The following is a 22,378-nucleotide window of genomic DNA, read 5'->3' as shown; positions in this document are numbered from 1 at the left end:
TCACCTAGGGAAACATTTCGTCACAAACCGCCGTCGGGCCTTGTTCACCCGGCCGCGCTGTGCATTCGCCATACCCGCTCAGGAGCGAGCGGCAACCACTGCGTCGTAGCGTTCCAGGGCGATCTCCGCGAGCACGGGAGAGGGCAGCAACGGCGCCGTCACGACGTCGGCCCCGGCCTTGGACAGCTGGTCATGGAAGTAGCCCGTGGCCAGCAGGTACGAGGAGACCACCACCCGGCCGCCGCCTTCGGTGACCTCCATCCCGGTGAGTTCCGCGCGAAGGGCCGCGACGCCGTCGGGCACGTTCGGCTCGGCGCTGGCACCGTAGGCGACGCGCACTTTGTTGGGCAGCAGCTCGGCGAGCTGGCGCGCCTGCTCTTCCGAATCGACGGAACCGTCCGGCAGCGATGAGCCCGCGGCGGCGAGCAGGACGCCGTCGTCGTCGCCCAGTCCGGCGTCGCGCAACCGGGCGGCGAGCAGCTCCGCGAGCCGCGGATCCGGCCCCAGCGGCGGCGCCGCGGACACTTCGGGACGGGACGTGATCGCCTTCGGGATGTCCACCTTGACGTGGTAGCCGGTGCTGAGCAACAAGGGAACGACGACGGCGGGCGTGCCTTCCGGGAGGCTGGCCACCACGCCGCCCAACTCGGGTTCCTGGACGTCCACGTAGGCCTCAACGACGGTCAGGCCGGGCCGGAGCGCCTCGATCTCGGCCATGACCTGGCGGATAGCGGCTTGCCCTTCGACGTTCCGGGTTCCGTGGGCGCACGCGATCAAGACGGGGCTGTTCATGCGTGCAAGCGTAACGTTGGGCGAGCATGATCGCCCGTCTGTGAACGGAGAATGGAGCTGCATTTGTTCACTTTTGACCTTGCGCTGGTATGGCTGGATCTGGCCGGCGTCTTCTTTTTCGCCGTGTCCGGATCCTTGCTCGCCGCCAAGAAGCAGTTCGACATCATCGGCTCACTGCTGTTGGCTTCGCTCGTCGGCCTGGGCGGCGGTGTCATCCGCGACATCGTCATCAACGCCGGGCCACCCGCGGCCTTCACCAACCCGGTCTACCTGCTGCCACCCTTGTTGGCCGCGGTTCTGGTGTACTTCCTGTTTTCGAGCATCCAGCGCTTCACGTCCCTTTTGACCCTGTTCGACGCCGGCGGGCTGGCGTTGTTCTGCATCACGGGGACGCTCAAGGCACTGGCTGCCGGGATGAATCCGGTGGCTGCGATCCTGTTGGGAGTCACGACGGCGGTGGGCGGCGGCTTGCTCCGCGACATCACGGCCAACGAAATTCCCACCCTTTTCAATGCCCGGGATCTCTACGCCCTGCCGGCCTTCACGGGAGCCGCCTTGACCGCCCTGCTCTGGAACATCGGAGCTTTCAACGGCGTAACAGCCGGGGTCATTGCCGCCTGGGTTTTCGCCTTCCGGGTGGTGGCTTGGCGTTGGGGTTGGCGGGTGCCCTTGGCGGTCCGGGGATGGCACCGCGCCGGGGTCTCCTCGGGCGCCGATTCACGCGGCCGGGATTAGCTAGGATGGGAGCATGACTGACATGTTCCTCGAGAAATTCCGCGCGCTTGTACCGAAGTATCTCGAGGACGAATGGCAGGAAGAAGACGGACTGTCCGCGTCAGAGCTGGACGAGGCCCTGTCCGCACACTCGTTCACCATTCCCATGGTGCTGCGCGAGTTCTACCTCGCCCTGGGTGGTTGCGAGGACCTCATGGAGGCCTACCACTACTTCTGGGACCCCGAAGAGCTCGAAGTGGACGACGAAGGCTTCCTCATGTTCCTTGAGGACGAAGAGGAGCAATTCACCTGGGGCTTCCGCGTAGGCGACCTCGGCGTACCCGATCCCATCGTGTGGCGCCGCAATAACGCCCGCGGCCAGTGGAAATCCGAAGAAGGCACGTTCTCCGAATTCGTGTTCGACATGTTCGACTGGGCTTTCAGCGACGAAGACTAGGTTTTCTTGGGGGGCTTTCGCGGGCACGGAGCCTTCTCCCCACCCTTGGGCTGTATTTAGCTCCCAAGTCCCGTGTTTCCGGGGCTGTTCTCTGTCGGTCTGGACTGAGCGTGGCCAAAAACGGGGAGTTTCAGCGGCTTTTTTGGCGTAGGACCTGGAGAACTTCGGCAAGCACGGTTTCTGGCTGATACACAATCTGCGAATAGTCGTATCTAAGAACCAGAAAGCCTTTCACCGTTCCTGCGTTATTGCGTCGCCGATCCTTCTTGACCTGCCGAGGCTGCAGGTGGCTCTCCCCGTCGACCTCCACGATCAGCCTGCCTTCCAGCAAGAAATCCACAATGCCTATTCCGGGCAATTCGACCTGCGTCTCGACGATGTCCTCATGGGCGACGGGCAACGCCAGCACACCCCGGCGTCGCCGAACGATCTCGCCTCCGGCAACCGCTGCCCGGATGGCACAGTCGGAGAAGCTGGCCTGCTTCACCGTGGAGGTTCTCGCAGCGGAGCCTGCGTAATTCAGGAAGCCAACGAGGTCCAAAAGGCCACTCCAGCAGTGTGGCGTTGACGCCGAAAGGCGAAATCTTCGCTATGTGGATAAGGGTCAGCGCCGAAACTCCCCGGCTTTGAGCAAGCTGCTGGGATTCCGACACCGAGAATCCAGGCCTCGGGGTCCAAGGGCCATCAAAGGTGGGGAAATTAGGAACGCAGAAGTCCCGACAAACTCAAGAAAACCCTTTGACGGGGAAAGTTGCATCCGTGACAAAGTTGTCATAAGCTGTAACCGGATTCACTAAATGCCTCCGGTGAGTCTGATGCGAACGGAGATTATGGTCCCGGTTCGTTGCAGCGCGTGACTCGTAGCGTTGCAAGGAACCGGGGCCATTGCATTTAAGCCCGTCCGGCCCGCCCAACCCGGATCCCAACCCAACCCGTCCGGCCCGCCCAACAGACACGCCGTTGTTTTTGGTATGAAGGGGGCAAACGCCAACAACAGCGCCGGCGGGGGGGGCGGGGGGCGCCCCCCCCCCGCGCCCGGCCCCCCCGCGGGGGGGGCGCCCCCCCCCCCCCCCCCCCCCCCGGGCCCCCCCCCCCCCCCCCCGGCCCCCCCCAACACCCCCACCCCCCCGGGGGGGGGGCGCCCCGGGGCGCGCCCCCCCCCCCCCGACGGCCACCTAAGTCTGAGAGCAAACCATGGACTGGTTAAGCACCATCACACGTACATTCTTCGATTTCGGCGCGATGGCCGAAGTCCTGCCGCAATTGATCGGCGTCGGCCTTTTGAACACCCTGATCATTTCGGTCTCCGCCACGATCATCGGCGTGGCACTAGGCATGGTCGTTGCCGTCATGGGGATCTCATCCTCGGCGTGGCTGCGCGTCCCTGCCCGCATCTACACCGATCTGTTCAGGGGCCTGCCGGCCATCCTCACCATCCTTCTGATCGGCCAAGGCTTCGCCCGGCTAAGCCAGTCGATCTTCGGCCCCTCCCCCTACCCGCTCGGCATCATCGCGCTGAGCCTTATCGCCAGCGCGTACATCGGGGAGATCTTCCGCGCCGGCATCCAAAGCGTTGACAAGGGCCAAGGCGAGGCATGCCGTGCCCTGGGCATGAGCTATGCCAAATCGATGCGGCTCGTGGTGGTGCCGCAAGGCATCCGCCGGGTGCTGCCCGCCCTGGTGAACCAGTTCATCGCCATCGTCAAGGACTCTTCACTTGTGTACTTCCTCGGCCTGCTTGTCAGCGAGCGCGAGCTCTTCCGTGTGGGCCAGGACGCCGCCGTGCTCTCCGGGAACCTGTCACCGCTGGTCATGGCCGGTGTCTTCTACCTCGTGATCACTGTCCCGCTGACCCACCTCGTGAACTACTTCGACAGCCGATTCCGCACGGGCCGCCGTCGTCCGAGCGCGCCGAGCAGCGGCCTCAAGGAACTCACAGAACTCGACGCGGCATCGCCGCTGATCACCGGGAGCAACACATGAGCGCCAGCACCAGCACAAACAACACCGCCGCCGGTGTCCAGACATTCCACGGTTCCAGCCTGGAGTTAAGAAACCTGACCATGGCCTATGGCGACATCGAGGTGCTGCGCAACGTCAGCCTGAACGTTGCCCCCGGCACCACCACCTGCATCATCGGCCCCTCCGGATCCGGCAAGTCGACCCTGCTCCGTGGCGTCAACCGGCTCCACGAACCCAAGAGCGGCGATGTACTCCTGGCCGGTGAAAGCGCACTCACGGTCAAACCGGACATCCTGCGAAGCCGCATCGGCATGGTGTTCCAGCACTTCAATCTCTTCCCTGACCACACCGCCCTGGAGAACGTTGCCTTGGCGCTCTGGAGCGTGAAGGGAATGTCCAAGACCGCAGCCAGGGACCGTGCCCGCCGCAGCCTCGCCGAAGTGGGGCTCGCCGAACGAGCGGACCACCGCCCCCGCGATCTCTCCGGCGGCCAGCAACAGCGCGTGGCCATCGCCCGGGCGCTGGCCATGGAACCGGAGGTCATGCTCTTCGACGAAGCCACGAGCGCACTGGACCCCGAACTCGTCAAGGGCGTATTGAACCTCATGGCCGGCCTGGGTCGGCGCGGCATGACCATGCTGGTTGTCACGCACGAAATGGGCTTCGCCCGGAAAGTCGCCGACCAGGTGGTCTTCATGGATGAGGGTGAAGTCGTAGAGTCAGGCACCCCTGTAGACCTCTTCGACAACCCGCGCAGTGAACGGCTCCAACGATTCCTCTCCGAGGTGCTGTAATGGCGAACGCCACCCCCTCTCCTATCCGCACGGCCATCGCCGGATTCGGGGTTTCCGGGAAAGTCTTCCACGCGCCGCTGATCGCAGCCGACCCCCGCTACTCCCTCGATGTCATCGTCACGGCAGACCCGCAGCGAGCTGCGGAAGCGGCAAGGCTGTATCCCGGTGCACGGATTTTCCGCACCCCGGAAGCACTGTTCGCAGTAGCTCCGGACCTGGACCTCGTGGTCCTCGGCACTCCCCCGCTCACCCATTTCGATCTCGCCGCGACCGCGATCGCCCATGGCCTCGACGTGGTGGTGGACAAGCCGTTCGCCACGACCTCGGCGCACGGCGAAGAGCTCATCGCTAGAGCATCCGACGGCGGTGTGCGGCTAACGGTATTCCAGAACCGCCGGTGGGACGCCGATTTCCTGACACTTCGGAAGGTCGTGCGGGAAGGCCGCCTCGGCGAGGTCCGAAGCTTCGAATCGCGATTCGAGTGGTGGCGGCCGGAAGGCTTCGGCAATTGGCGTGACAGTGCGTCCTTGAGCGAAGGCGGGGGCATCCTCCATGATCTCGGCGCCCACTTGATCGACCAGGCCATCCAGCTTTTCGGTCCCGTCGAAGATTGCTACGGCGAAACGGCCAACCATGGACCGCACCCGGACGGCGCAGACACCGAAGCGTTTGTGACCTTGCTCCATAGCTCAGGAGTGCGATCGAGGCTATGGATGAACGGCATGGCTGCCCAAGCAGGACCCCGGTTCCATATCCTCGGTTCCAAGGCCGGCTACACCAAGTGGGGACTCGACAGCCAGGAGGCGGCCCTCGCGGCCGGACTCCCGCCGTCGGATCCCGCCTATGGCGTTGAGCCCGTAACATCCTGGGGCGTGATGGGGACTGACGGAGACCCTGAGCCCGTCCCTGCCCAGACCGGCGCCTACCCCCGGTTCTATGCCGAACTCGCGGCCGCCATCCGCGGGGAGGGGCCATTGCCCGTGGACCCCGCGGAATCACTTGAAACCCTCAAAGTCATCGAAAGAATCCACGCCTTCGCGTAGGCGTATCTTTCCAGCCATGCCACCGTCCGCCTCGTGCGGCCGACAACCACACCCCAAAGAAAGGGAGACTCATGTCCTCCACGCCCCCTACCAAGCATGTCGTCGTCATCGGCGGCGGCATCCTTGGAGTCTCCACGGCGGTCCACCTGCTCCGTGAAGGCGCGTCCGTTGTCCTGCTGACCGAAAAGGGCCTCGCGAGCGAGGCCAGCGGCCGTTCCCTGTCCTGGCTCAATTCCGCAGGAGAACGCTCCACCCCTTACCACCAACTGCGCCTCGCGGGGGTCGACCGCTACCGTACATTGTTCGCCGCGGATCCACACCGTGAATGGCTCCAATTCGGGGGCGGCCTCATGTGGAACGCCGCCGGACAGCAAGCGGTCACGGAATCACGCCACGCCTACGAGAAATCGGTCGGATACGACTCCAAGCTGCTGACCCCTGAAGAGATTGACTTCGCTACCCCTGGCATCAATGCAGGTGCAGTCCCGGAGTTCGCCATTTTCAACCCGGGCGAAGGGTGGGTCAGCCTCCCTGAGCTCATCGAGTTCCTTCTGGAGGAATTCCATGCCCGCGGTGGCCAGCTCGTCCTCAACGGCGGCAAGGCTTCCGTCACGGTCGACGGCGGCCGTGCCACCGGCGTCGAGACTGTTGCTGGCGGGACCTATCGAGCCGACACCGTCCTTGTGGCTTGCGGTGCCGCTACCCCTGCCGTCGTCGCACCACTCGGCGTCGTCATCCCGAACGCCTCCCCCGTCTCGATGCTGGTGCTGACCAAAGCCGTGGACCATGAGGTGAGAGCCGTGATGAACACGCCCCGCGCCGCCATCCGGCCAAACCCGGAAAACACTTTCGCACTGGACCACGATTGGTACGAAGAGCACATCACCGAGCACGAAGACGGTTCCTTCAGCATCCCGGATGGCATCGTCCAGGAGCTCGCCGACGAGGCGTCCAAGCTCATCGCGGGCAGTCCCGAGCTCAAGCCGGCATCCTGGAAGATCGGCTACAAGCCCATTCCGGGCGACGGCGAACCCGTGCTCGGAGAGCTCGGCGCCGTGCCGGGCTGTTATGTCGCTTTCACTCACTCGGGAGCCACGCTCGGACTCATCGTGGGCGAACTGCTGGCGGGCGAAATCCTCACGGGAAGCAAGCATCCCATGCTCTCCACCTTCCGCCCCGGCAGGTTCTCCTAACCGCGCGGGATGGCTGGCTGCCCAAAGGGGGCCAGCCATCCCGCATGTTGTTCGCGTCACAAACCGTCGTTTCGATGCCATATTCGTCGTTCTGAGCAATAAGCGGTGAACAAGCCGGGCGCCCTCATTACTATCTAGTGGTGGGGGCGAATTCCGGACCTAGCTGGGAGTTGCCGGGATGAAAAATCAGGAGCTGGCAGTGTCGGAACCTTTGGAGTCTCAAGACCCGCTCGTCGAGCCGGAGCCCGTGCTGGTTCCGGGTGACAAGGGTGACACCCTGGCGGCCCTGCGTGGGCAAGCACAGGAAATCATCGACGAAGTCCTCAGCGGAACCGAACCGAGCGGCGAGCATCTCCGGGCGAAACTACGGTCCAGCATTGCCCGACACCCCGGATACCCCGAGCTGGCCCTGCTCGAACACCTGATGAACCGGGCCAGCGGCAGCTGACTCGTCCCGGAGTCGCACACGTTTTACACAGGGTTAACTCACGCGGTCTTGTTAGCGTCGACGCAGTCAGCACAGACTGAATATCACGTGAAAAACGATTCACGGTGGTTGTTAGACCAGAGCAGCGGACGCGGATTGCAGTGATGCTCCGTCCTCGCCGGTAGTGAAGTCGCTACCGAGCAGGATCCGCAGACCGGGAGGTAGCAGTGGCCGGCATTTTCGAAGTATTTGTTGACGGGGAGTCCCTTTTCAGGTTCCGCCTCAAATCCCCTGACGGAACGGTCATTGCCGTGTCGACGCCGTTCGAGGACAAGCCCGCGGTTGTGGCCGGCATCGCGGCTGCGCGGGAGTGCGCAGGCATGGGCCTTGTCACCGATCTTTGCCCGGCAACGGGCGTGCGCCAGCCGGCCGCGACCGTTCTTCCGGGCACGATCCCGCACAATGCGGCTTCCCAGGCATGTGATGAACCGCGCAAGGCCGCCAACGGATTCCGCACGCATGCCAAGGAACTAGGTCGGGCTTCGGCCGCGCCCAGATGGACCGGCGCGGCTTAAGAGGTTGACAGCGAAGGACCGACGGCGCACTGGGGGACTTACCTGGGTCTCAGCAGGCAAGATGCGCCGCCGGCCGTTTTGGTCCAGCCCTCATTCTCCCACTCATCGGCCGCCGAGGCCACTATCCGCGCCCGTCAGACAGGCTTGCGCGCTCGGCTCGGCTGCACACGCGTCGGCTCGCCCGGCATCTTTGGATAGTCAGGCGGGAACGGCATCTCCCCAAGCCCCGCGGCGACGTCGCGTTCCCACCATTGAAGCAGCACGTCGATCTTCCCCGCTTCGGAATTCATCGCACTCCACGGATCGCCGAGGGTTTTCAACCTGCCAGGCACGCTCAGGATGGTGAAGTTTTTCGGGTCCACTGATTCAAGTTCGTTCCACGTGATGGGACAAGAGACTGGGGCATGGGCGAGCGCCCTCGGGCTGTACGCGCCGGCTATGGTCCGGTCACGGTTGGCTTGGTTGAAATCGACGAAGACCCGTTCACCGCGTTCTTCCTTCCACCAGGCGGTGGTCACCTTGTCCGGCATTCGGCGCTCGAGCTCCCGGGCGGCTGCAATCACGGCATGCCGTACGTCCAGGAACTCATGCGAAGGCTCAATCGGGGCATAGACGTGGAGTCCGCGGTTTCCGGAGGTCTTGATGAAAGTGGTCAACCCGGCGTCCGCGAGTACGTCCTTCAACGCAAGGGCCGCGGGAATCGCGTCGTCGAAATCCGTTCCCGGCTGCGGGTCCAGGTCGATCCGCAGCTGGTCAGGGTTGTCCGTGTTTTCGACCCGCGAGGGCCAAGGGTGAAAGACCACTGTGTTCATCTGGACGGCCCACACGGCTGCTGCTGGCTCATCGAGCACCAGTTGGGGATGTGAGCGCGCACTCGGATAGACAACCTTCACAGACCGGATAAAGTCCGGTGTTCCTTTCGGCGGATTTTTGGAGAAGAACTGGTCGCCGTCGATGTTGTCCGAAAAGCGCTGCAGGGAGATCGGCCGATCGCCGTTCGCAGAGATGAATGCGTCCCCGACCTCAACGATATAGCGCGCGAGATCCAGCTTGGTCAGGCCGAGCTCCGGCCAGAGGACGCGGCTTGGACTGGAGATCCGTATTTCGCGAGGACCGTTCGGCCCGTCAACGGTGAGGGTGGTTGCTTCGGTAGCCATGGGGACAAGCTACCCCGGCCCTACCCTCAGTGTCTGCAGCCTGAATGGATTGTGCAAACCGCATCTTCGTCGGATTCCTGTTCCGCCCCCTAGCCGAGACCTTCATCTCCCGCTTCGGGCAATCCCGTAGCGGGAGGGCAGATGAGCACCTCCCGCTACGGGATCCACACGCTGCAGCCAGCCTTGGGGCTGAGAACCGCTTAGCGCTCCCCTGCGTCCGGGGTGCCCTCGGTGTGGGCGTGGTCCGTCTTGCCGTGTCCGGCGTCCTTGTCCTTGGCTTCCTTCATTCCGTCGTCGTCACGATCAGCCGGCTCGACCGCCAGGGTATGGGATGACGGTGACGAATGGGTAGTGGGCGGCGTTGATGAACCGGGAGCTGGGGCCGGAGTGCCCGGCGCATCCTCAGCCGGTTCCTCCCCGGCTGGAGCCGACGACGGCGGCTCCGGGGACTCCGCCTCAGGAGCGGGCGGAGGGGGAACCGTCGTCGAGGGTACCGCCGTCGTCGGGGTCGCCGGTGAGGAGACCCGAGGGGTCGACGGCGACGGGCTGGCCGATGCGGTGGACGTTGGCGCAGGCGCTTCGGTGGTGGTGATGCTGGCAAAGGCGGCAACGCCGCCCCCTGCTGCGATGGCGCCCGCTGTGATCATAGTGATCAAAGCTTTGCTGGCTGCAAGGCTGGGCATGATAGGCATTGGAGACCTCCGGAATTCTCTTCTTGATTGCTCATTGGACATTTCACGGACTGGGTTGCGGTTGCCTCACCGCGCGTTCCGGTATCGGAACTCCCACAGCCACGCTAGGCACAGAAGCCGCTGGATATCAGCCCTACGGAGGAACGATCGCGCATTTGTTCACCCACCGTTCACCTCGCCGCGGCACTTGCGGCCGGACCGTACCCTGGGGTCCGTGCGGGACGATTACCCCAGCGGGGACGAATGTCCGCGGCCAGGCAAAGGGGGCCTAGACTGTACGGGCTCCGTCGGTTCGAAGAAAAGCGAGGTGTGAGCGTGCCGGATGGCCCAATCACTGGAGACAGCGATGCGCTGGTAGCAGCTCGGTACAGGCTGGGAACCCTGATCGGCCGAGGCGCGACGGCCTCGGTGTACCGGGCGCGGGATGAGAGGCTGGGCCGCGAGGTGGCCCTGAAACTCTTCGCTCCCCTGCTGGGCGGGCCGGACGAGCTTGCCCGGCATGAGAACGAGATGCGGCTCCTGGCGACCTTCAACCATCCGTCACTCGTCACTCTTTTCGACGCCGGTACCGACCATCGGGATCCGGAGCATGCCAGGACATTCCTCACGATGGAACTGATTCACGGTCCGGACCTGTATGCCAGGCTCCGGGACCGGCCGCTGACGACCCAGGACATAGCCCACATCGGGGCGGATCTGGCGTCGGCCCTGGAATACGTCCATGGGCGCGGGATCATCCACCGCGACATCAAACCTGCGAATGTCCTCCTGCCTGATGCCCCCGTAGGATCCCCGATCCGGCCCAAGCTCACCGACTTCGGAATCGCCCGCATCATCGAGGGCACGCGCTTGACCGCAACAGGCACCATGGTGGGAACCGCTGCCTACCTGAGCCCGGAACAGGCCACCGGCTCTGCCCTCGGACCGGCCAGCGACATCTATTCCCTGGGACTTGTCCTCCTCGAATGCCTGACCGGAAAGCTCGAATACCCGGGAACCAGCGTGGAGTCGGCCGTTGCGAGGCTCCACCGCCCGCCACGCGTGCCCGATACCTTCGGAACGCAGTGGGTTGACCTCCTGACCGCCATGACATCGACTGAACCCTCCGCGCGACCTGCCGCGCGAGACGTTGAGCAAGCCCTGCGGATCGGCTTCGGTACCGGCGTCCCTGCGGCGATGCCCGTTCGCGGCAACGGAGCCACTCAGGCCCTTCCCCGTATGCCCGACCGTCCGCCCCGCACAGCGAAGGCAACTACGCAGACGCGCGTTCAGCCGGTGGCAACGGCAAGCGAAAGCGCGGGCGGCAGCACCGTCGTCGGGCCGACCGTACGTAGCAGCCGCCCATGGCGGGGAAAAGCGCTGAGGCGCCCGCGTGGCGCGGCATGGGCTGCCGGGGCCGTCCTGCTTACCGCTGCACTGGTGGTCATTGGCGTCAGCGCCATCCAGCCGCCCGCTCCCGCGGCCCCTGCCCCCTCCGTCTCGACAACACCAACGCCCACGCCCAGTGCCTCAAACCCGACGCCGACGCCGACGCCAACGCCCTCGCCGAGCGTTGAGACATCGATGCCGCTTGCGCCGGTTCCCGTGGCCCCGGCGCCGGGACGCCACAAGGGCAAGGGCAATGGCGGTTAGGAGCCGGCGCCCGGGCTGAAGCCAGCCGGCTTGCCGGATCGAGCCGTCGGCGACGGCGCGTCCTATTGCCGTGCGGATGCATCGAAAAAGGGAGGGTCGGCGTGCCGACCCTCCCTTTCGTTTCCTGCTGTTGCTAGATACCGCCGTCGCGGGTGTCCCGGGTCACGATGCGGTCCCCCGTGACGGGGTCGACGGTGGCGCGGCTTTCGCTGATTCGGCGGGTCCGGCGCGGGCCGAACACGAAGAGGGAAACGATCAAGCCGATAACGCCGACGACCATGAGGATGTAGCCGACCATATGGAGGTCGATGAATGACACGACATCTCCGGGGATGGCGAAGGCCAGAATGGCGCCTATCGCGATAAGGAAGATGGATGATCCGATACCCACTGCTATACCTCCTGCTGAACCGCGGACCCGGCGGTGGCGGGTATTACTAAGGTTACTTTGCATCGCCAAAGCTACACGTCGGCACTTCATCCGGCAACCACGTGCCGAGGATCCGGCATCTCCACGGCATCTCACCCCAAAACACTAAGGGTGCTTTGCATTTTCAGTGCCTGCCGGGTATGGTCCAATAAGGACCACGTGTCTCTATTGGGGGAGGTCAGCAAATGGCAGGAAAATTTGAACTGTTTGTCGATGCCCGGGAACGGTACCGGTTCCGGTTGAAGGCAGCGGACGGGACCGTCATGGCCGTCTCGAAGGATTTTGAGACCAAGCGAGCTGCGGTGGCGGGAATCCGCGAGGTGCGGGCATGTGCCGGAATGGGACTGATCACAGACCTGTGCCCGGCCCAGCCGGCGGCATCCGTAGCAGCACCGGAAACCTCCCCGCCGGCTTTGTCCGAAGCGGGGCCGCCACGGGGCCGGCATTGGCTCGGCCGGACCTTTATCGTTCGCAGGCGCAGCCACAAAGCGCTAGCGTCCGTGCGATGGCTGAACCCGGTCGAGTAACAATAGAAGCCGGCCAATAGCTCAGGACGGCAGAAAAGGCCGGGACTCATGTCCCGGCCTTTTCCATCGCATTTAGTAAGGCTTCCCGGCGCTTGGCGGCCGGGTGGTCCACTCGGTTTCGGTGGCGCGCATCCAGGGATACGGCAGGAGTTCCTCGAGGCTGACGGTCCCCACCTCTCCCCCGGCATCGACTAGGACAGTTGCCTCGGGCCCGTAGTTCCGAAGCAGTTCCCGGCACACCCCACAAGGATTGGTGACCTGGGGCTCGCCGTGTTCGTCCATGCTGACCGCAACGGATGACTCGATGGAGGTTTCCTGCGCCATCCTGGCGTTGGCGAGGGCGCTGGATTCGGCACACACATTGATTCGTTTGGAGCCAAGGTGAAGGCCGAGGTAGATCGCCCCTGACGCACCCCGCATGGCGGCGGCGACGCGATGGTTCTCGCTGTGATGAGCCGTGAGAAGCAGTTCACGGGCCGCGGTGTAGAGCTCCACGTCCGGCTGGCTGAGTTCAAACGAGATCAGATTGCTAGCTCCCAATGAAGATGCCGCTCTTCCGACGCGCCAGGACGTAGAACACGATGCTCAGCACGGAGAGTACTGCGACGTAAACCGGGAAGATCCACGCTGCATTCATGGACTGGAGCCAGACCAGGAGGTACGAGGCCGTGCCACCGAAGATTGCCACGCCAATTCCGTAACCGAGGGAAGTTCCGGCGCCACGGCAGGATTTGGGCATCAGGGAACTGGTGACGACGTTGTACAGGGTCATGTTCAGGACCAGGACAACCGAGCCGCCCAGGAGGACCGCGGCGAATCCACCGATGCCCGGACGGACGTACATCAGCATCAGGAAGACCGAAGGAATGGACAAGGCGCGGGTGATGAGGAACCACTTGGAAATCGACTTGCCGTCGGCAAGCTTGCCGACAACCAGGCTACCGACAACCAGCACCGCTCCGAGGATGGTGGTAAGGGCGAAGACGGCGGTCGCGTCTTCCTTGAAGCTGCTGCGGGCCGCGGTGGGTAGTCCCGTATTCCAGGCGTAGTTGTAGGCCTGCGCCGCTCCAACGACGAACGTGATGGCCAGTACGCTCAGCCAATGCTTGCGCACTCCGCCCCACACGGCTTTCGAGGAGTTTTCCGCAAGCTCCTCCGGCCGCATGGTTTCCGGAAGGGTCCGGCGAAGGTAGACCACGATGAATCCGAAGATTGCGCCCACGATGAAGGGAACACGCCATCCCCAGTCGGCCATGACAGCGCCGCTGAGCATCAGGCTGCACAGGTAGCTGACCAGTGAAGCGAGCAAGATGCCCGAGTTGACGAAGAAGGAGATGATGCCTGCGACGAACCCTTCGCGACCCACCGGAACCAGTTCCACGGCGTGTGCGGTGGAAAGAGGAGCTTCAACACCGGTGGAGATGCCCTGGACGATGCGGCAGACCAGGAGGATCATGCCGGCAGCGCCGCCGATCTGCTGGTACGTCGGGCAGAGGGCGATGACGAGCGTGGTGATGGCCATCATCATGATGGACCAGAGCATCACTTTTCGACGCCCGATTCTGTCGGCGAAAGTACCGAGCAGGACGCCGCCCAGCGGACGGAACGCGAAGCCGACGGCGAAGACCGCCAAGGCGTTGAGCGTCGCGGCGGTGGGGTCCTGCGAGGGGAAGAACTTTGGCCCGATGAAGGCCGACAGGAGTCCGAAGACCATCCAGTCGTACCACTCAAGGGTGTTCCCGAGACCGAGGCCCAGCAGCCCACGGCGGATTTCCGGAGAGAGCCGGGACTTCCGGGCGCTCTCCGGGCCATTCTTGACGACAGTGTCAGTCATGATTCTTTCCTTCCTCCGCACCTTCGGGTGCGTGAGGGTACGGATCACCGTTGACATCCAGGGGGTATGGACGGTGATCGAAACTATCATTTTGGCTTGGTTCAGCAGGGCCGAACCGACTCACCTCATGGGAAGCGAGTTAGCCCAGATAGCTACGCGTGCCTCTTCGTAGCGCTTTGAAGCAAACGGGGACATCCAGTCCGGAAAGGGAGCGTGGATGGCTTGCTTGGGTGTCGCAGGATCAGGCAGGGAAACACGAGGGTGGACGTGGGGCTGGGTTGGGCCTTCCGCCAGAAGGCTGAATGCCCGCGTCTGTGATCGTGTTGCAAACTTCCCAACGTGATGCGACTCACTTAACTATATTGAAGATATTCACCAGGTCAATGCTTTTAGATAAATAGCCCGCGCTATGCCGCCAACACTGGAGAGTCCCGCACGCGAGGGGGCTGGTGAGCGGGGCGAGAGAGAGAAAAGTTTCAGCAAACCATTGATTCGCTAAAATTTTTCACTATAGTTGTGTGAGTCAGCTCACCGAGAGAAAGCTGGACCATGACCAACGAGATCATCACGGCATCCTCACCCGCCGGCACGAGCGCGCTTCTGGCAACTGTCGGCAACAAGGTCCGCACGATGCGCAAGGACAAGGGGATGACCCTGTCCAAACTCTCGGAAATCACCGGTCTCAGCCCGGCGATCGTCAGCCAGATCGAACGCGGGCTGGCCAATCCGTCATTCACCACCCTGGCACAGCTGGCTCACGGCCTGGACATTCCGGTGGGGAAGTTTTTCCTCGGCCAGGAAGAAACCAGGTCGCCGGTTGTCCGCAAGGCGGAGCGGCGAAACCTCAAAGGCGTCACCAAGAAGTCCGTGGGAGAGGCAGTCTATGAGCTCCTGACCCCGGACCTCAACGGTGCGCTGGAGGCCCAATGGATCGTGAGTCCGCCAGGCCACGACACCAGCGCCACTCCTTTCCGCCACAGCGGCGAGGAATTCGGCATCATCCTCTCGGGAAGGAAAGACATCTTCCTCGACGGTGAGTGCTACACGCTTGAGGCGGGCGATTCGATCACTTTCTCCTCGGATACGCCTCACTGGTACAAAAACAGCTACGAAGAGGTATGCGTAGCAATCTGGGTCAACGCCCCTCACGTGTGGTGATCAGCCGGCGCTAGCCGCCGCCCGCTCCCATACACGCACGGACCCTTGGACGTCCGTTCGCAAACATCTCCATTTCCGTGTCCAGGTCCCCCGGGACCTCTACTCGGCATGCCCTTCGCCAGGCCTGGCCCGCCGCATTGCATCGCTGCGGGCTCCTCCTGAGCACCTCGTCTATACCCCGGCAACCGTGCCAACGGCATGCCCGCCGGGAAGTAAGGATCCTCCACCATGAACTCCTTTGCCACCACATCGTCACTGGAACTCAGTACAACGACGGCGGATCTCACCGCGCCCGTCAACTCCCGCTCCGATGTCCTCGTGGTCGGCGGTGGGCCCGCCGGCGTGGCCGCCGCCGTCACTGCAGCACGGTCCGGGGCATCCGTCACCCTCCTCGAGCGCTACTCCTCGCTCGGCGGACTTGCCTCCGGAGGCATGGTCCTGGTGCTCGACGACATGATCAACGGCCAGGAAATCACGGTCACGGGCATCGTTTCGGAGTACGTGGAGCGTCTGCAGAAGCTCGGCCTGGCCGTCGTTCCGCCTGCCGATGACCGCAAGACCTCCGAAGAGCTCTGGAACAAGTGGGGCCGCTACGGCACCTTCGACTTCCATTCCCACACCAACCCTAAGCCGATCTGCTACGCCGCAGCTTTCGACCCCGACGGCTGGAAGCGGGTCTCCAACGACCTCGTCCGCGAAGCCGGAGTCAACCTCCGCCTGCACTCGTGGTTCTCCCGCCCGATCGTGGACAACGGCGTCATGAAGGGCGTCATTTGCGAGACCAAGTCCGGCCCGCAGGCCTTCATGGCGGACATCGTGATCGACACGACCGGAGACATCGACGTCGCCTCCCGTGCCGGCGCCAGCCACATCAAGGACAGCTACCTCACCACCCTCGTCTTCCGCCTCGGCAACGTAGACACCGCCGCCGCCGAAGCCTTCGAGCAGGCCAACCCGAAGGAAGCCCGCGCCATCAACCGCACCATCAAGCGGCTCCTTGGCGGCGCTTGGGAACTGTGGTGGCTCAAGACACCGATCGACGGAGTCGTCTGGTGCAACGCTCCCCACATGACCGGGTACGACGGCGTGGACCCGGCGGACATGACCGCCGCCGAGTTTGCCGCACGCGACCGGATCAGCGAGGCCGTGGAGTACGTCCGCGCCCACCTGCCGGGCTTCGAGAACTGCTTCATGCTCGACGTCGCCTCCCAGATGGGCGTCCGGCAAACCCGCCTGCTGGAGGGCGAATACGTCATGACGAAGGACGATGTCACCTCGCGCCGCCACTTCGCGGACACCGTGGCCCGCGGCCGCGACTACTACTACCCCTACCGCTCCCTGCTTCCCAAGGAAGTGGACCAGCTCCTCGTGGCCGGCCGCCACTACTCGGCCACCCCGGAAGCGCAGAAGATGTCCCGCGAGATCCCGCCCTGCATGGCCATGGGCCAAGCAGTCGGCGTCGCCGCCGCTCTGGCGGTCCAGAACGGCACCCTTGTCCGCGACGTCTCCGCGCTGGATGTCCAGCAGGGCATGCGCCGGCATGGTGCAGACCCGGGCGACGTCCCGTCGTCGAACGCCACCGTCGACAGCGAAGCGGTGGTGGGGGCATGAGCACCGACACCCTTCTCGAGGGGTTCGAGGAAACCACGACGGCGGCCGTCGCCGCTGCTGCCAATTCCAACGGCATCCCTCTCCCGCTCGACGGCATCAAGATTGTCGACTTCACCCAGGTATTCATGGGACCGTCGTGCACCCAGCTCCTGGGCGACTACGGCGCGGACATCATCAAGGTGGAACGTCCGGGCGCCGGCGACATCTCGCGCAACTCGTTCCCGGACAAGGACGGCCAGGACAACCCCATCTTCCTGTCCATCAACCGGAACAAGCGCAGCGTTTCCGTGGACACCCGCACCGACGAGGGCAAGGCCGTCCTCCGCCGGGTCATGGCCGACGCCGACGTCGTGGTCAGCAACTTCCGTTCCGGCGTGATGGAACGGATGGGCTTCGGCTACGAGGAACTCAAGGCAGAGAATCCGGGAATCATCTGGGCCTCCGGCACGGGTTTCGGCCCGGTTGGACCGTACTCCCACAAGGGCGGCCAGGATGCGATCGCACAGGCGTACTCAGGCGTGATGTGGCGGCGCGAGTCGGACGACGTGAAGCCGGCCATCTACCCCACCACGCTGTGCGACTACATCACGGGCATGCACCTCATGCAGGGCATCCTGCTGGCACTGCGCACCCGGGAGGCCTCCGGCGTCGGGCAAAAGGTCGAGGTGACAATGTACGACTCCATGCTCCACCTGCAGATGCAGGAGGCTTGCATGCAGCTCAACCGCGGCTACGAAGTCAACTGGGGCGCCATGCCGCTGAGCGGCGTCTTTGAAACCACCGACGGCGCCGTCTGCATGGTGGGCGGTTTCACCCCCGATCCGCTGGCCCGGATTTCCGAAGCGCTGGGCCTGGACGAAGACCTTACCGAGCGGCCGGAGTTCGCCAACCTGGAGCAGCAGTTCAAGCACAAGCCGGCCCTGCAGGCGATCTTCCGGGAGCGGATCGCCACGAACACCACGGAGTACTGGACCAACCAGCTCGAAAGCCAAGGCCTGCTCAACGCGCCCGTGCACACCCTGGAGCAAGCCCTGGCCGATGCCCAGACCGAGGCCAACGGCATGATCGTCGAGGCCGAACACCCGGGCGTGGGCACCGTGAGGATGCTCAACGCCCCGATTCGCCTGTCTGCCACGCCGCCTTCCGTCCGGCGCGTGGCGCCGCGGCTCGGAGAGCACAATGTGGAAGTCCTCCTGGAGAACGGCTTCGACGCTGAAACCATCGAACGCCTGCAGAAGTTGGGAGTCCTCCGGTGAGTGTGTCGATGGAAGAGAAGAAGATCGTTGACCAGGTCACGCTGACCATCGAGAACCACGTCGCCACGGTGGTCATCGACCGCCAGCACGTGCTCAACGCCGTCGACGGGACTGCACAGGCCCGGCTCAACGAGATCTGGACCCGGATCGAAGCCGATCCCGACCTGCGCGCCGTCGTCATCACCGGCGCCGGGACGCGGGCGTTCTGCGTCGGGGCGGACATGTCCGCCTCGGCCGTGGACAAGACCGGCTTGCAGTACTGGGCGGAACTTGATCCCAACGGTTTCGGCGGACTGAGCCTGCGCACCAGCCTGGACATTCCGGTGATCGCCCGGGTGAACGGCTACGCGCTGGGCGGTGGCATGGAGATCGTGCTCGGTGCCGACATCGTGGTCGCCGCTGACACGGCCCGCTTCGGCCTCACCGAACCGCGCGTCGGGCGCTTGGCGCTCGACGGCGGCATCCACCAGCTGGTGCGCCGCGTCCCCTACACGCAAGCGATGGGCATGCTCCTCACGGGCCGCAAGGCCGAGGCTGCCGAGATGCAGTCGATGGGCCTTGTCAACGAAGTGGTTCCCGCGGAGGAGCTCGACGCCGCGGTGCAGCGCTGGGTGGACCAGGTCCTCGCCTGCGCCCCCAGTTCCGTCCGGGCCGTCAAGCAAATGGTCAGCCGGACCAGCCACTTGAGCGCCACGGAAGCCCGCGGCCTCCGGCTGCCGGCCCTCATGGCCGCACTGGACAGCGAAGACTCCGCCGAAGGCGTGCGGGCTTTCCAGGAAAAGCGTCCGCCGGTGTGGCCGGGCCGCTGAATGCAGGACGAACAGATGCAAGACACCGAACTTCAGCAGGAACGGAAGGACAATCCAATGCGGGAATCACTGACACCCGGAGTGTGGGGCGTCGTCGCCACGCCATTCCACGGCAGCACCCTCGATCTGGACACGGACAGCCTGGCCCGGCTGGTGGAGCACTATGAAACCATCGGCGCCACGGGCCTGACTGTCCTGGGTGTCTTCGGCGAAGCCGCGGCCCTGACCGCAGCGGAGCGCAGCCTGGCGCTGGAAGTGGTGGTCGAAGAGACCCGGTCGCCGCTCGTGGTGGGTGTGACCTCGCTCTTCACGGGCACCGCCGTCGAAGAAATCCGTGCTGCCCAGGCCGTCGCGGGAGACCGGCTCGCAGCCGTCATGGTGCAGGCCAATTCGGCCCGGCCGGAGGTGGTCATCGCGCACCTGAACGCCATCCACCAATCCACCGGGGCCAAAGTTGTCCTGCAGGACTACCCCGTGGCCAGCGGTGTCAGCATCAGCACGGAAGACCTTATTTACGTGGTCCAGGCCTGCAAGTTCATCGTCGCGGTAAAAGCCGAGGCCCCACCCACCAGCGTGGCCATCGCCCAACTGGCGTCCGCCGTCGACGTCTCCGTGTTCGGCGGGCTGGGCGGTCAAGGGCTGTTGGACGAGCTGGTGGCCGGCGCAGCTGGCGCCATGACCGGATTCTCCTACCCTGAAGCCCTCGTTGCCTGCGTCCGCGCTTGGCAGTCGGGCGGCTACGACGCCGCCCGGGACGCGCTGCTCCCCTACCTGCCGCTCATCAACTTCGAGCAGCAGGCCCGGATCGCCTTGGCGGTCCGGAAGGAGTGCTTCCGCGAGCGGGGCTTCATCAAGGACTCCGGTGTCCGCCCGCCCGCGGCTCCCTTCCCGGAGGTCCTCAGGAACGGAATGCTGACGCATCTGGCTGAAGCCGCCCAGGCATTGAATCTCTCGCTCACCCCCGCAGCCCACACGGCAGGAGGGATCTAATGGATTTCGGAATCAGCGGAAAGACCGCATTCGTCGCCGCCTCCACAGGAGGGCTGGGACTGGCCGTCGCGCGCGGCCTCGCCGCCGAGGGCGTCCGGGTGGCCATCACGGGCCGACGTGGCGAACTGGCCGAGAAAATCGCGGCGGAGCTGCAGGCCGACGGCCACAGCGCCGTGGCCGTCGAGGCGGACCTGAGCACCCTGGACGGGGTGACGGCCGCCGTCGAACGCGCCGTGGAGCTGCTCGGTCCCATCGAGATCCTCGTCCTCAACGGCCCCGGCCCCAAGCCCGGCGCTGCCGCGAGCCTTGGCTCCGACGACATCGCTGCGGCCTTCGAGTTGCTGGTGAAACCGCACCACGCCCTTGTCTCTCACATCCTGCCGGGAATGCGGGAGCGGCGCTGGGGACGGATCCTGGCCATTGGATCCAGCGGAGTCGTGGCGCCCCTGCCCAACCTCGCCGTCTCCAACACGGGCCGCGCTGCCTTGGCGGGCTACCTCAAGACCCTTGCGGCGGAAGTGGCCCTCGACGCCGTCACGGTCAACATGCTCTTGCCTGGCCGCATCGCCACCGAGCGCGTCGCCGAACTGGACCGGGCGGCGGCCAAACGCCGCGGCACCACACCGGAGGAAATCCAACTCGAATCGCGCAAGACCATCCCTGCCCGGCGTTACGGCGAACCGGAGGAGTTCGGCGCGGCCGGCGCCTTCCTCTGCAGTGCCCCGGCTTCCTACATCACCGGCGTCGCGCTTCGCTGCGACGGCGGCCTGATCCGCAGCCTCTAGGCCCGGTCTCCTCCCGACCAGCAGTCGCCCATCCCAACCGCACAAGCCAAAGGATTACCATGACTTCCACCGCCACCGAATCTGCAACGTCCACCCACAAGGATGTTGCCGCAGCGCAGCACCTGATCAACGGCGAATGGACCGGAGAGCCCGACATCCAGCGAACCAACCCGGCCCGCCCGGACGAACTCGCTGCCCTCTCCCCGCGAGGCACCGCCGACGACGTCGACGCGGCGATCACAGCCGCTGCCGCCGCGCAACCGGCGTGGGCAGCCCTTCCCGCTCCCGCCCGTGGCGCCATCCTCATGACGGCCGGCAACCTGTTGGCAGAACGCCAAAGCGCGATCGCCGAGGACCTCGTCCGTGAGGAAGGCAAGACCCTCGCCGAAGCCAAGGGAGAGGTCAAGCGCGCCTCGGACGTGCTGCGCTTCTTCGGTTCCCTCGGCTGGGCCGCCACCGGCGAAGTACTTCCCAGTGGCCTCCCGGACACCACCATCACCACACGGCGCGAGCCGCTCGGCGTCGTCGGGCTCATCACCCCGTGGAACTTCCCCATCGCCATCCCGGCATGGAAGGCAGCCCCCGCACTCATCAGCGGCAACGCCGTGGTCATCAAGCCCGCCGAACTTACCCCGCTCTCAGCGACGCACCTCGCCCGCGCCCTGAACGATGCCGGAGTGCCCGCCGGAGTCTTCAACGTGGTCCACGGCAAGGGCCGCGTGGTCGGAGACGCTTTGGCACGCGATCCCCGTATCGCCGGGTTGTCCTTCACCGGATCCACCAAGGTGGGGCTTGGACTCCAGGAAATCCTGAATGGCCGCCGGGCCCGCGTCCAGCTTGAAATGGGCGGCAAGAACGGCGTGCTGGTGCTCGACGACGCCGATCCGCAAAAGGCCGCCGCGGTCGTCGCAGCCGGCGCGTTCGGACTCACGGGCCAGGCGTGCACGGCAACCTCCCGCGTCTATGTCACCCCGGGTGTCCGCGACGCGTTCCTCGATGCCCTTGTTGCCGAGGCCGCCAACTACACCGCCGGTGACGGGCTCGACGGCGCCAAGATGGGCGCGGTGGTGAGCAGCCAGCAGTTCGAGCAGGACCAGGCCGCCGTCCGCACCGCCGTCGAACGCGGCGCCACCCTCCTCCACGGAGAGTACGACGGCGACCCTTCCGGCGCGCTGCTCTTCCCGGCCGCTGTCCTCACCGATATTCCGTTTGACGACGCCGCTGTGACGGAGGAAATCTTCGGTCCGGTCGTCGCAGTCCTGGAGGTCCCGGACTACGAGGCCGGGCTGGCCGCGATCAACGACTCCCGCTATGGACTCACTGCAGGCATATGCACCGACTCCCTGGCCCTGTCCACGGACTTCGCCGCGCGGGCGCAGGCCGGCGTGATCAAGGTCAACCGGCCCACGGCCGGCCTGGACCTGAATGTCCCGTTCGGTGGCGTGAAGGACTCCTCCACCAACACCTTCCGCGAGCAGGGCAAGTCCGCACTGGACTTCTTCACGTGGGGCAAGACCGTTTACACCGGTGTGTAGCGCGT

24 protein-coding genes are annotated in these 22,378 nt (G+C 64.8%); 17 read left to right on the top strand and 7 right to left on the bottom strand.

What is annotated here, in order from left to right:
- Positions 1 to 78 precede the first annotated feature (78 nt).
- Positions 79 to 792, bottom strand: a complete 714-nt coding sequence (locus BMF89_RS15400) for a sirohydrochlorin chelatase (RefSeq protein WP_078107984.1) — start codon at positions 790 to 792, stop codon at positions 79 to 81.
- 63 nt (positions 793 to 855) lie between these two features.
- Here BMF89_RS15400 and BMF89_RS15395 point away from each other — a divergent pair, with 63 nt between their 5' ends.
- Together BMF89_RS15395 and BMF89_RS15390 are read left to right on the top strand one after the other, a co-directional pair.
- Positions 856 to 1,527: a trimeric intracellular cation channel family protein gene (locus BMF89_RS15395; protein WP_078108077.1), complete on the top strand. Its 672-nt coding sequence runs from the start codon at positions 856 to 858 to the stop codon at positions 1,525 to 1,527.
- Positions 1,528 to 1,540: 13 nt separating this feature from the next.
- On the top strand, positions 1,541 to 1,963 hold the full coding sequence (locus tag BMF89_RS15390) for a hypothetical protein (protein WP_078107983.1): 423 nt from the start codon (positions 1,541 to 1,543) through the stop codon (positions 1,961 to 1,963).
- Between the two features lie 130 nt (positions 1,964 to 2,093).
- On the opposite strand, the gene BMF89_RS15385 is transcribed toward BMF89_RS15390, so the two are convergent.
- A complete protein-coding gene (locus BMF89_RS15385; RefSeq protein ID WP_253190840.1) occupies positions 2,094 to 2,450 on the bottom strand; it encodes a DUF559 domain-containing protein in 357 nt (118 codons plus the stop codon).
- Between the two features lie 707 nt (positions 2,451 to 3,157).
- Here BMF89_RS15385 and BMF89_RS15380 point away from each other — a divergent pair.
- The 6 genes from BMF89_RS15380 to BMF89_RS15355 all read left to right on the top strand — a co-directional run bounded on the left by BMF89_RS15380 (position 3,158) and on the right by BMF89_RS15355 (position 7,957).
- The gene (locus tag BMF89_RS15380) at positions 3,158 to 3,946 is read left to right on the top strand and encodes an amino acid ABC transporter permease (protein ID WP_078107981.1); all 789 of its coding nucleotides are present in this window, start codon (positions 3,158 to 3,160) and stop codon (positions 3,944 to 3,946) included.
- A complete protein-coding gene (locus tag BMF89_RS15375; RefSeq protein ID WP_078107980.1) occupies positions 3,943 to 4,719 on the top strand; it encodes an amino acid ABC transporter ATP-binding protein in 777 nt (258 codons plus the stop codon). Before BMF89_RS15380 ends, BMF89_RS15375 begins: the two co-directional genes overlap by 4 nt.
- A complete protein-coding gene (locus tag BMF89_RS15370) occupies positions 4,719 to 5,762 on the top strand; it encodes a Gfo/Idh/MocA family oxidoreductase (protein WP_078107979.1) in 1,044 nt (347 codons plus the stop codon). Before BMF89_RS15375 ends, BMF89_RS15370 begins: the two co-directional genes overlap by 1 nt.
- Before the next feature lie 71 nt (positions 5,763 to 5,833).
- Complete coding sequence (locus BMF89_RS15365) at positions 5,834 to 6,955, top strand: FAD-binding oxidoreductase (protein WP_078107978.1); 1,122 nt, start codon at positions 5,834 to 5,836, stop codon at positions 6,953 to 6,955.
- Positions 6,956 to 7,133: 178 nt separating this feature from the next.
- Positions 7,134 to 7,403, top strand: a complete 270-nt coding sequence (locus tag BMF89_RS15360) for a hypothetical protein (protein WP_139359702.1) — start codon at positions 7,134 to 7,136, stop codon at positions 7,401 to 7,403.
- A 206-nt stretch (positions 7,404 to 7,609) separates the two neighbouring features.
- A complete protein-coding gene (locus BMF89_RS15355) occupies positions 7,610 to 7,957 on the top strand; it encodes a YegP family protein (protein ID WP_078107976.1) in 348 nt (115 codons plus the stop codon).
- A 134-nt stretch (positions 7,958 to 8,091) separates the two neighbouring features.
- On the opposite strand, the gene ligD is transcribed toward BMF89_RS15355, so the two are convergent.
- Positions 8,092 to 9,114 (bottom strand): non-homologous end-joining DNA ligase, encoded by a 1,023-nt coding sequence (ligD, locus tag BMF89_RS15350; protein WP_078107975.1) that lies wholly within the window; start codon positions 9,112 to 9,114, stop codon positions 8,092 to 8,094.
- A gap of 200 nt (positions 9,115 to 9,314) precedes the next feature.
- Positions 9,315 to 9,797 (bottom strand): hypothetical protein, encoded by a 483-nt coding sequence (locus tag BMF89_RS15345; protein WP_139359701.1) that lies wholly within the window; start codon positions 9,795 to 9,797, stop codon positions 9,315 to 9,317.
- A gap of 324 nt (positions 9,798 to 10,121) precedes the next feature.
- On the opposite strand from BMF89_RS15345, the gene BMF89_RS15340 reads away from it, so the two are divergent.
- Positions 10,122 to 11,438 (top strand): serine/threonine-protein kinase, encoded by a 1,317-nt coding sequence (locus tag BMF89_RS15340; protein ID WP_253190839.1) that lies wholly within the window; start codon positions 10,122 to 10,124, stop codon positions 11,436 to 11,438.
- A gap of 133 nt (positions 11,439 to 11,571) precedes the next feature.
- On the opposite strand, the gene BMF89_RS15335 is transcribed toward BMF89_RS15340, so the two are convergent.
- Positions 11,572 to 11,829, bottom strand: a complete 258-nt coding sequence (locus BMF89_RS15335; protein WP_078107972.1) for a DUF6458 family protein — start codon at positions 11,827 to 11,829, stop codon at positions 11,572 to 11,574.
- Between the two features lie 224 nt (positions 11,830 to 12,053).
- Here BMF89_RS15335 and BMF89_RS15330 point away from each other — a divergent pair, with 224 nt between their 5' ends.
- Positions 12,054 to 12,395 (top strand): DUF1508 domain-containing protein, encoded by a 342-nt coding sequence (locus BMF89_RS15330; protein ID WP_078107971.1) that lies wholly within the window; start codon positions 12,054 to 12,056, stop codon positions 12,393 to 12,395.
- A gap of 72 nt (positions 12,396 to 12,467) precedes the next feature.
- Here BMF89_RS15330 and BMF89_RS15325 read toward each other — a convergent pair whose 3' ends face one another.
- Together BMF89_RS15325 and BMF89_RS15320 are read right to left on the bottom strand one after the other, a co-directional pair.
- Positions 12,468 to 12,935 carry a hypothetical protein gene (locus BMF89_RS15325; protein ID WP_078107970.1) on the bottom strand — a complete coding sequence of 156 codons (468 nt, stop codon included), beginning with the start codon at positions 12,933 to 12,935 and terminating at the stop codon, positions 12,468 to 12,470.
- The gene (locus BMF89_RS15320) at positions 12,925 to 14,229 is read right to left on the bottom strand and encodes an MFS transporter (RefSeq protein ID WP_078107969.1); all 1,305 of its coding nucleotides are present in this window, start codon (positions 14,227 to 14,229) and stop codon (positions 12,925 to 12,927) included. The genes BMF89_RS15325 and BMF89_RS15320 overlap by 11 nt, the downstream gene beginning before the upstream one ends.
- Positions 14,230 to 14,778: 549 nt before the next feature.
- Here BMF89_RS15320 and BMF89_RS15315 point away from each other — a divergent pair.
- The 7 genes from BMF89_RS15315 to BMF89_RS15285 all read left to right on the top strand — a co-directional run bounded on the left by BMF89_RS15315 (position 14,779) and on the right by BMF89_RS15285 (position 22,373).
- Positions 14,779 to 15,387: a cupin domain-containing protein gene (locus BMF89_RS15315; RefSeq protein WP_078107968.1), complete on the top strand. Its 609-nt coding sequence runs from the start codon at positions 14,779 to 14,781 to the stop codon at positions 15,385 to 15,387.
- Positions 15,388 to 15,615: 228 nt separating this feature from the next.
- Positions 15,616 to 16,998 carry an FAD-dependent oxidoreductase gene (locus BMF89_RS15310; protein ID WP_078107967.1) on the top strand — a complete coding sequence of 461 codons (1,383 nt, stop codon included), beginning with the start codon at positions 15,616 to 15,618 and terminating at the stop codon, positions 16,996 to 16,998.
- Positions 16,995 to 18,254, top strand: a complete 1,260-nt coding sequence (locus tag BMF89_RS15305) for a CaiB/BaiF CoA-transferase family protein (RefSeq protein ID WP_078107966.1) — start codon at positions 16,995 to 16,997, stop codon at positions 18,252 to 18,254. Before BMF89_RS15310 ends, BMF89_RS15305 begins: the two co-directional genes overlap by 4 nt.
- Complete coding sequence (locus BMF89_RS15300) at positions 18,251 to 19,063, top strand: enoyl-CoA hydratase-related protein (RefSeq protein WP_078107965.1); 813 nt, start codon at positions 18,251 to 18,253, stop codon at positions 19,061 to 19,063. Before BMF89_RS15305 ends, BMF89_RS15300 begins: the two co-directional genes overlap by 4 nt.
- 57 nt (positions 19,064 to 19,120) lie before the next feature.
- On the top strand, positions 19,121 to 20,053 hold the full coding sequence (locus BMF89_RS15295; RefSeq protein ID WP_078108076.1) for a dihydrodipicolinate synthase family protein: 933 nt from the start codon (positions 19,121 to 19,123) through the stop codon (positions 20,051 to 20,053).
- Positions 20,053 to 20,838: an SDR family oxidoreductase gene (locus BMF89_RS15290; RefSeq protein WP_078107964.1), complete on the top strand. Its 786-nt coding sequence runs from the start codon at positions 20,053 to 20,055 to the stop codon at positions 20,836 to 20,838. The genes BMF89_RS15295 and BMF89_RS15290 overlap by 1 nt, the downstream gene beginning before the upstream one ends.
- Before the next feature lie 59 nt (positions 20,839 to 20,897).
- The gene (locus tag BMF89_RS15285) at positions 20,898 to 22,373 is read left to right on the top strand and encodes an aldehyde dehydrogenase family protein (RefSeq protein WP_078107963.1); all 1,476 of its coding nucleotides are present in this window, start codon (positions 20,898 to 20,900) and stop codon (positions 22,371 to 22,373) included.
- Positions 22,374 to 22,378: the final 5 nt, after the last annotated feature.

Origin of the sequence: Arthrobacter sp. SRS-W-1-2016, from assembly GCF_002009585.1 — a bacterium.
Lineage (GTDB): Bacteria > Actinomycetota > Actinomycetes > Actinomycetales > Micrococcaceae > Arthrobacter > Arthrobacter bambusae_A.
This window is presented reverse-complemented; position numbering and strand designations above follow the sequence as displayed.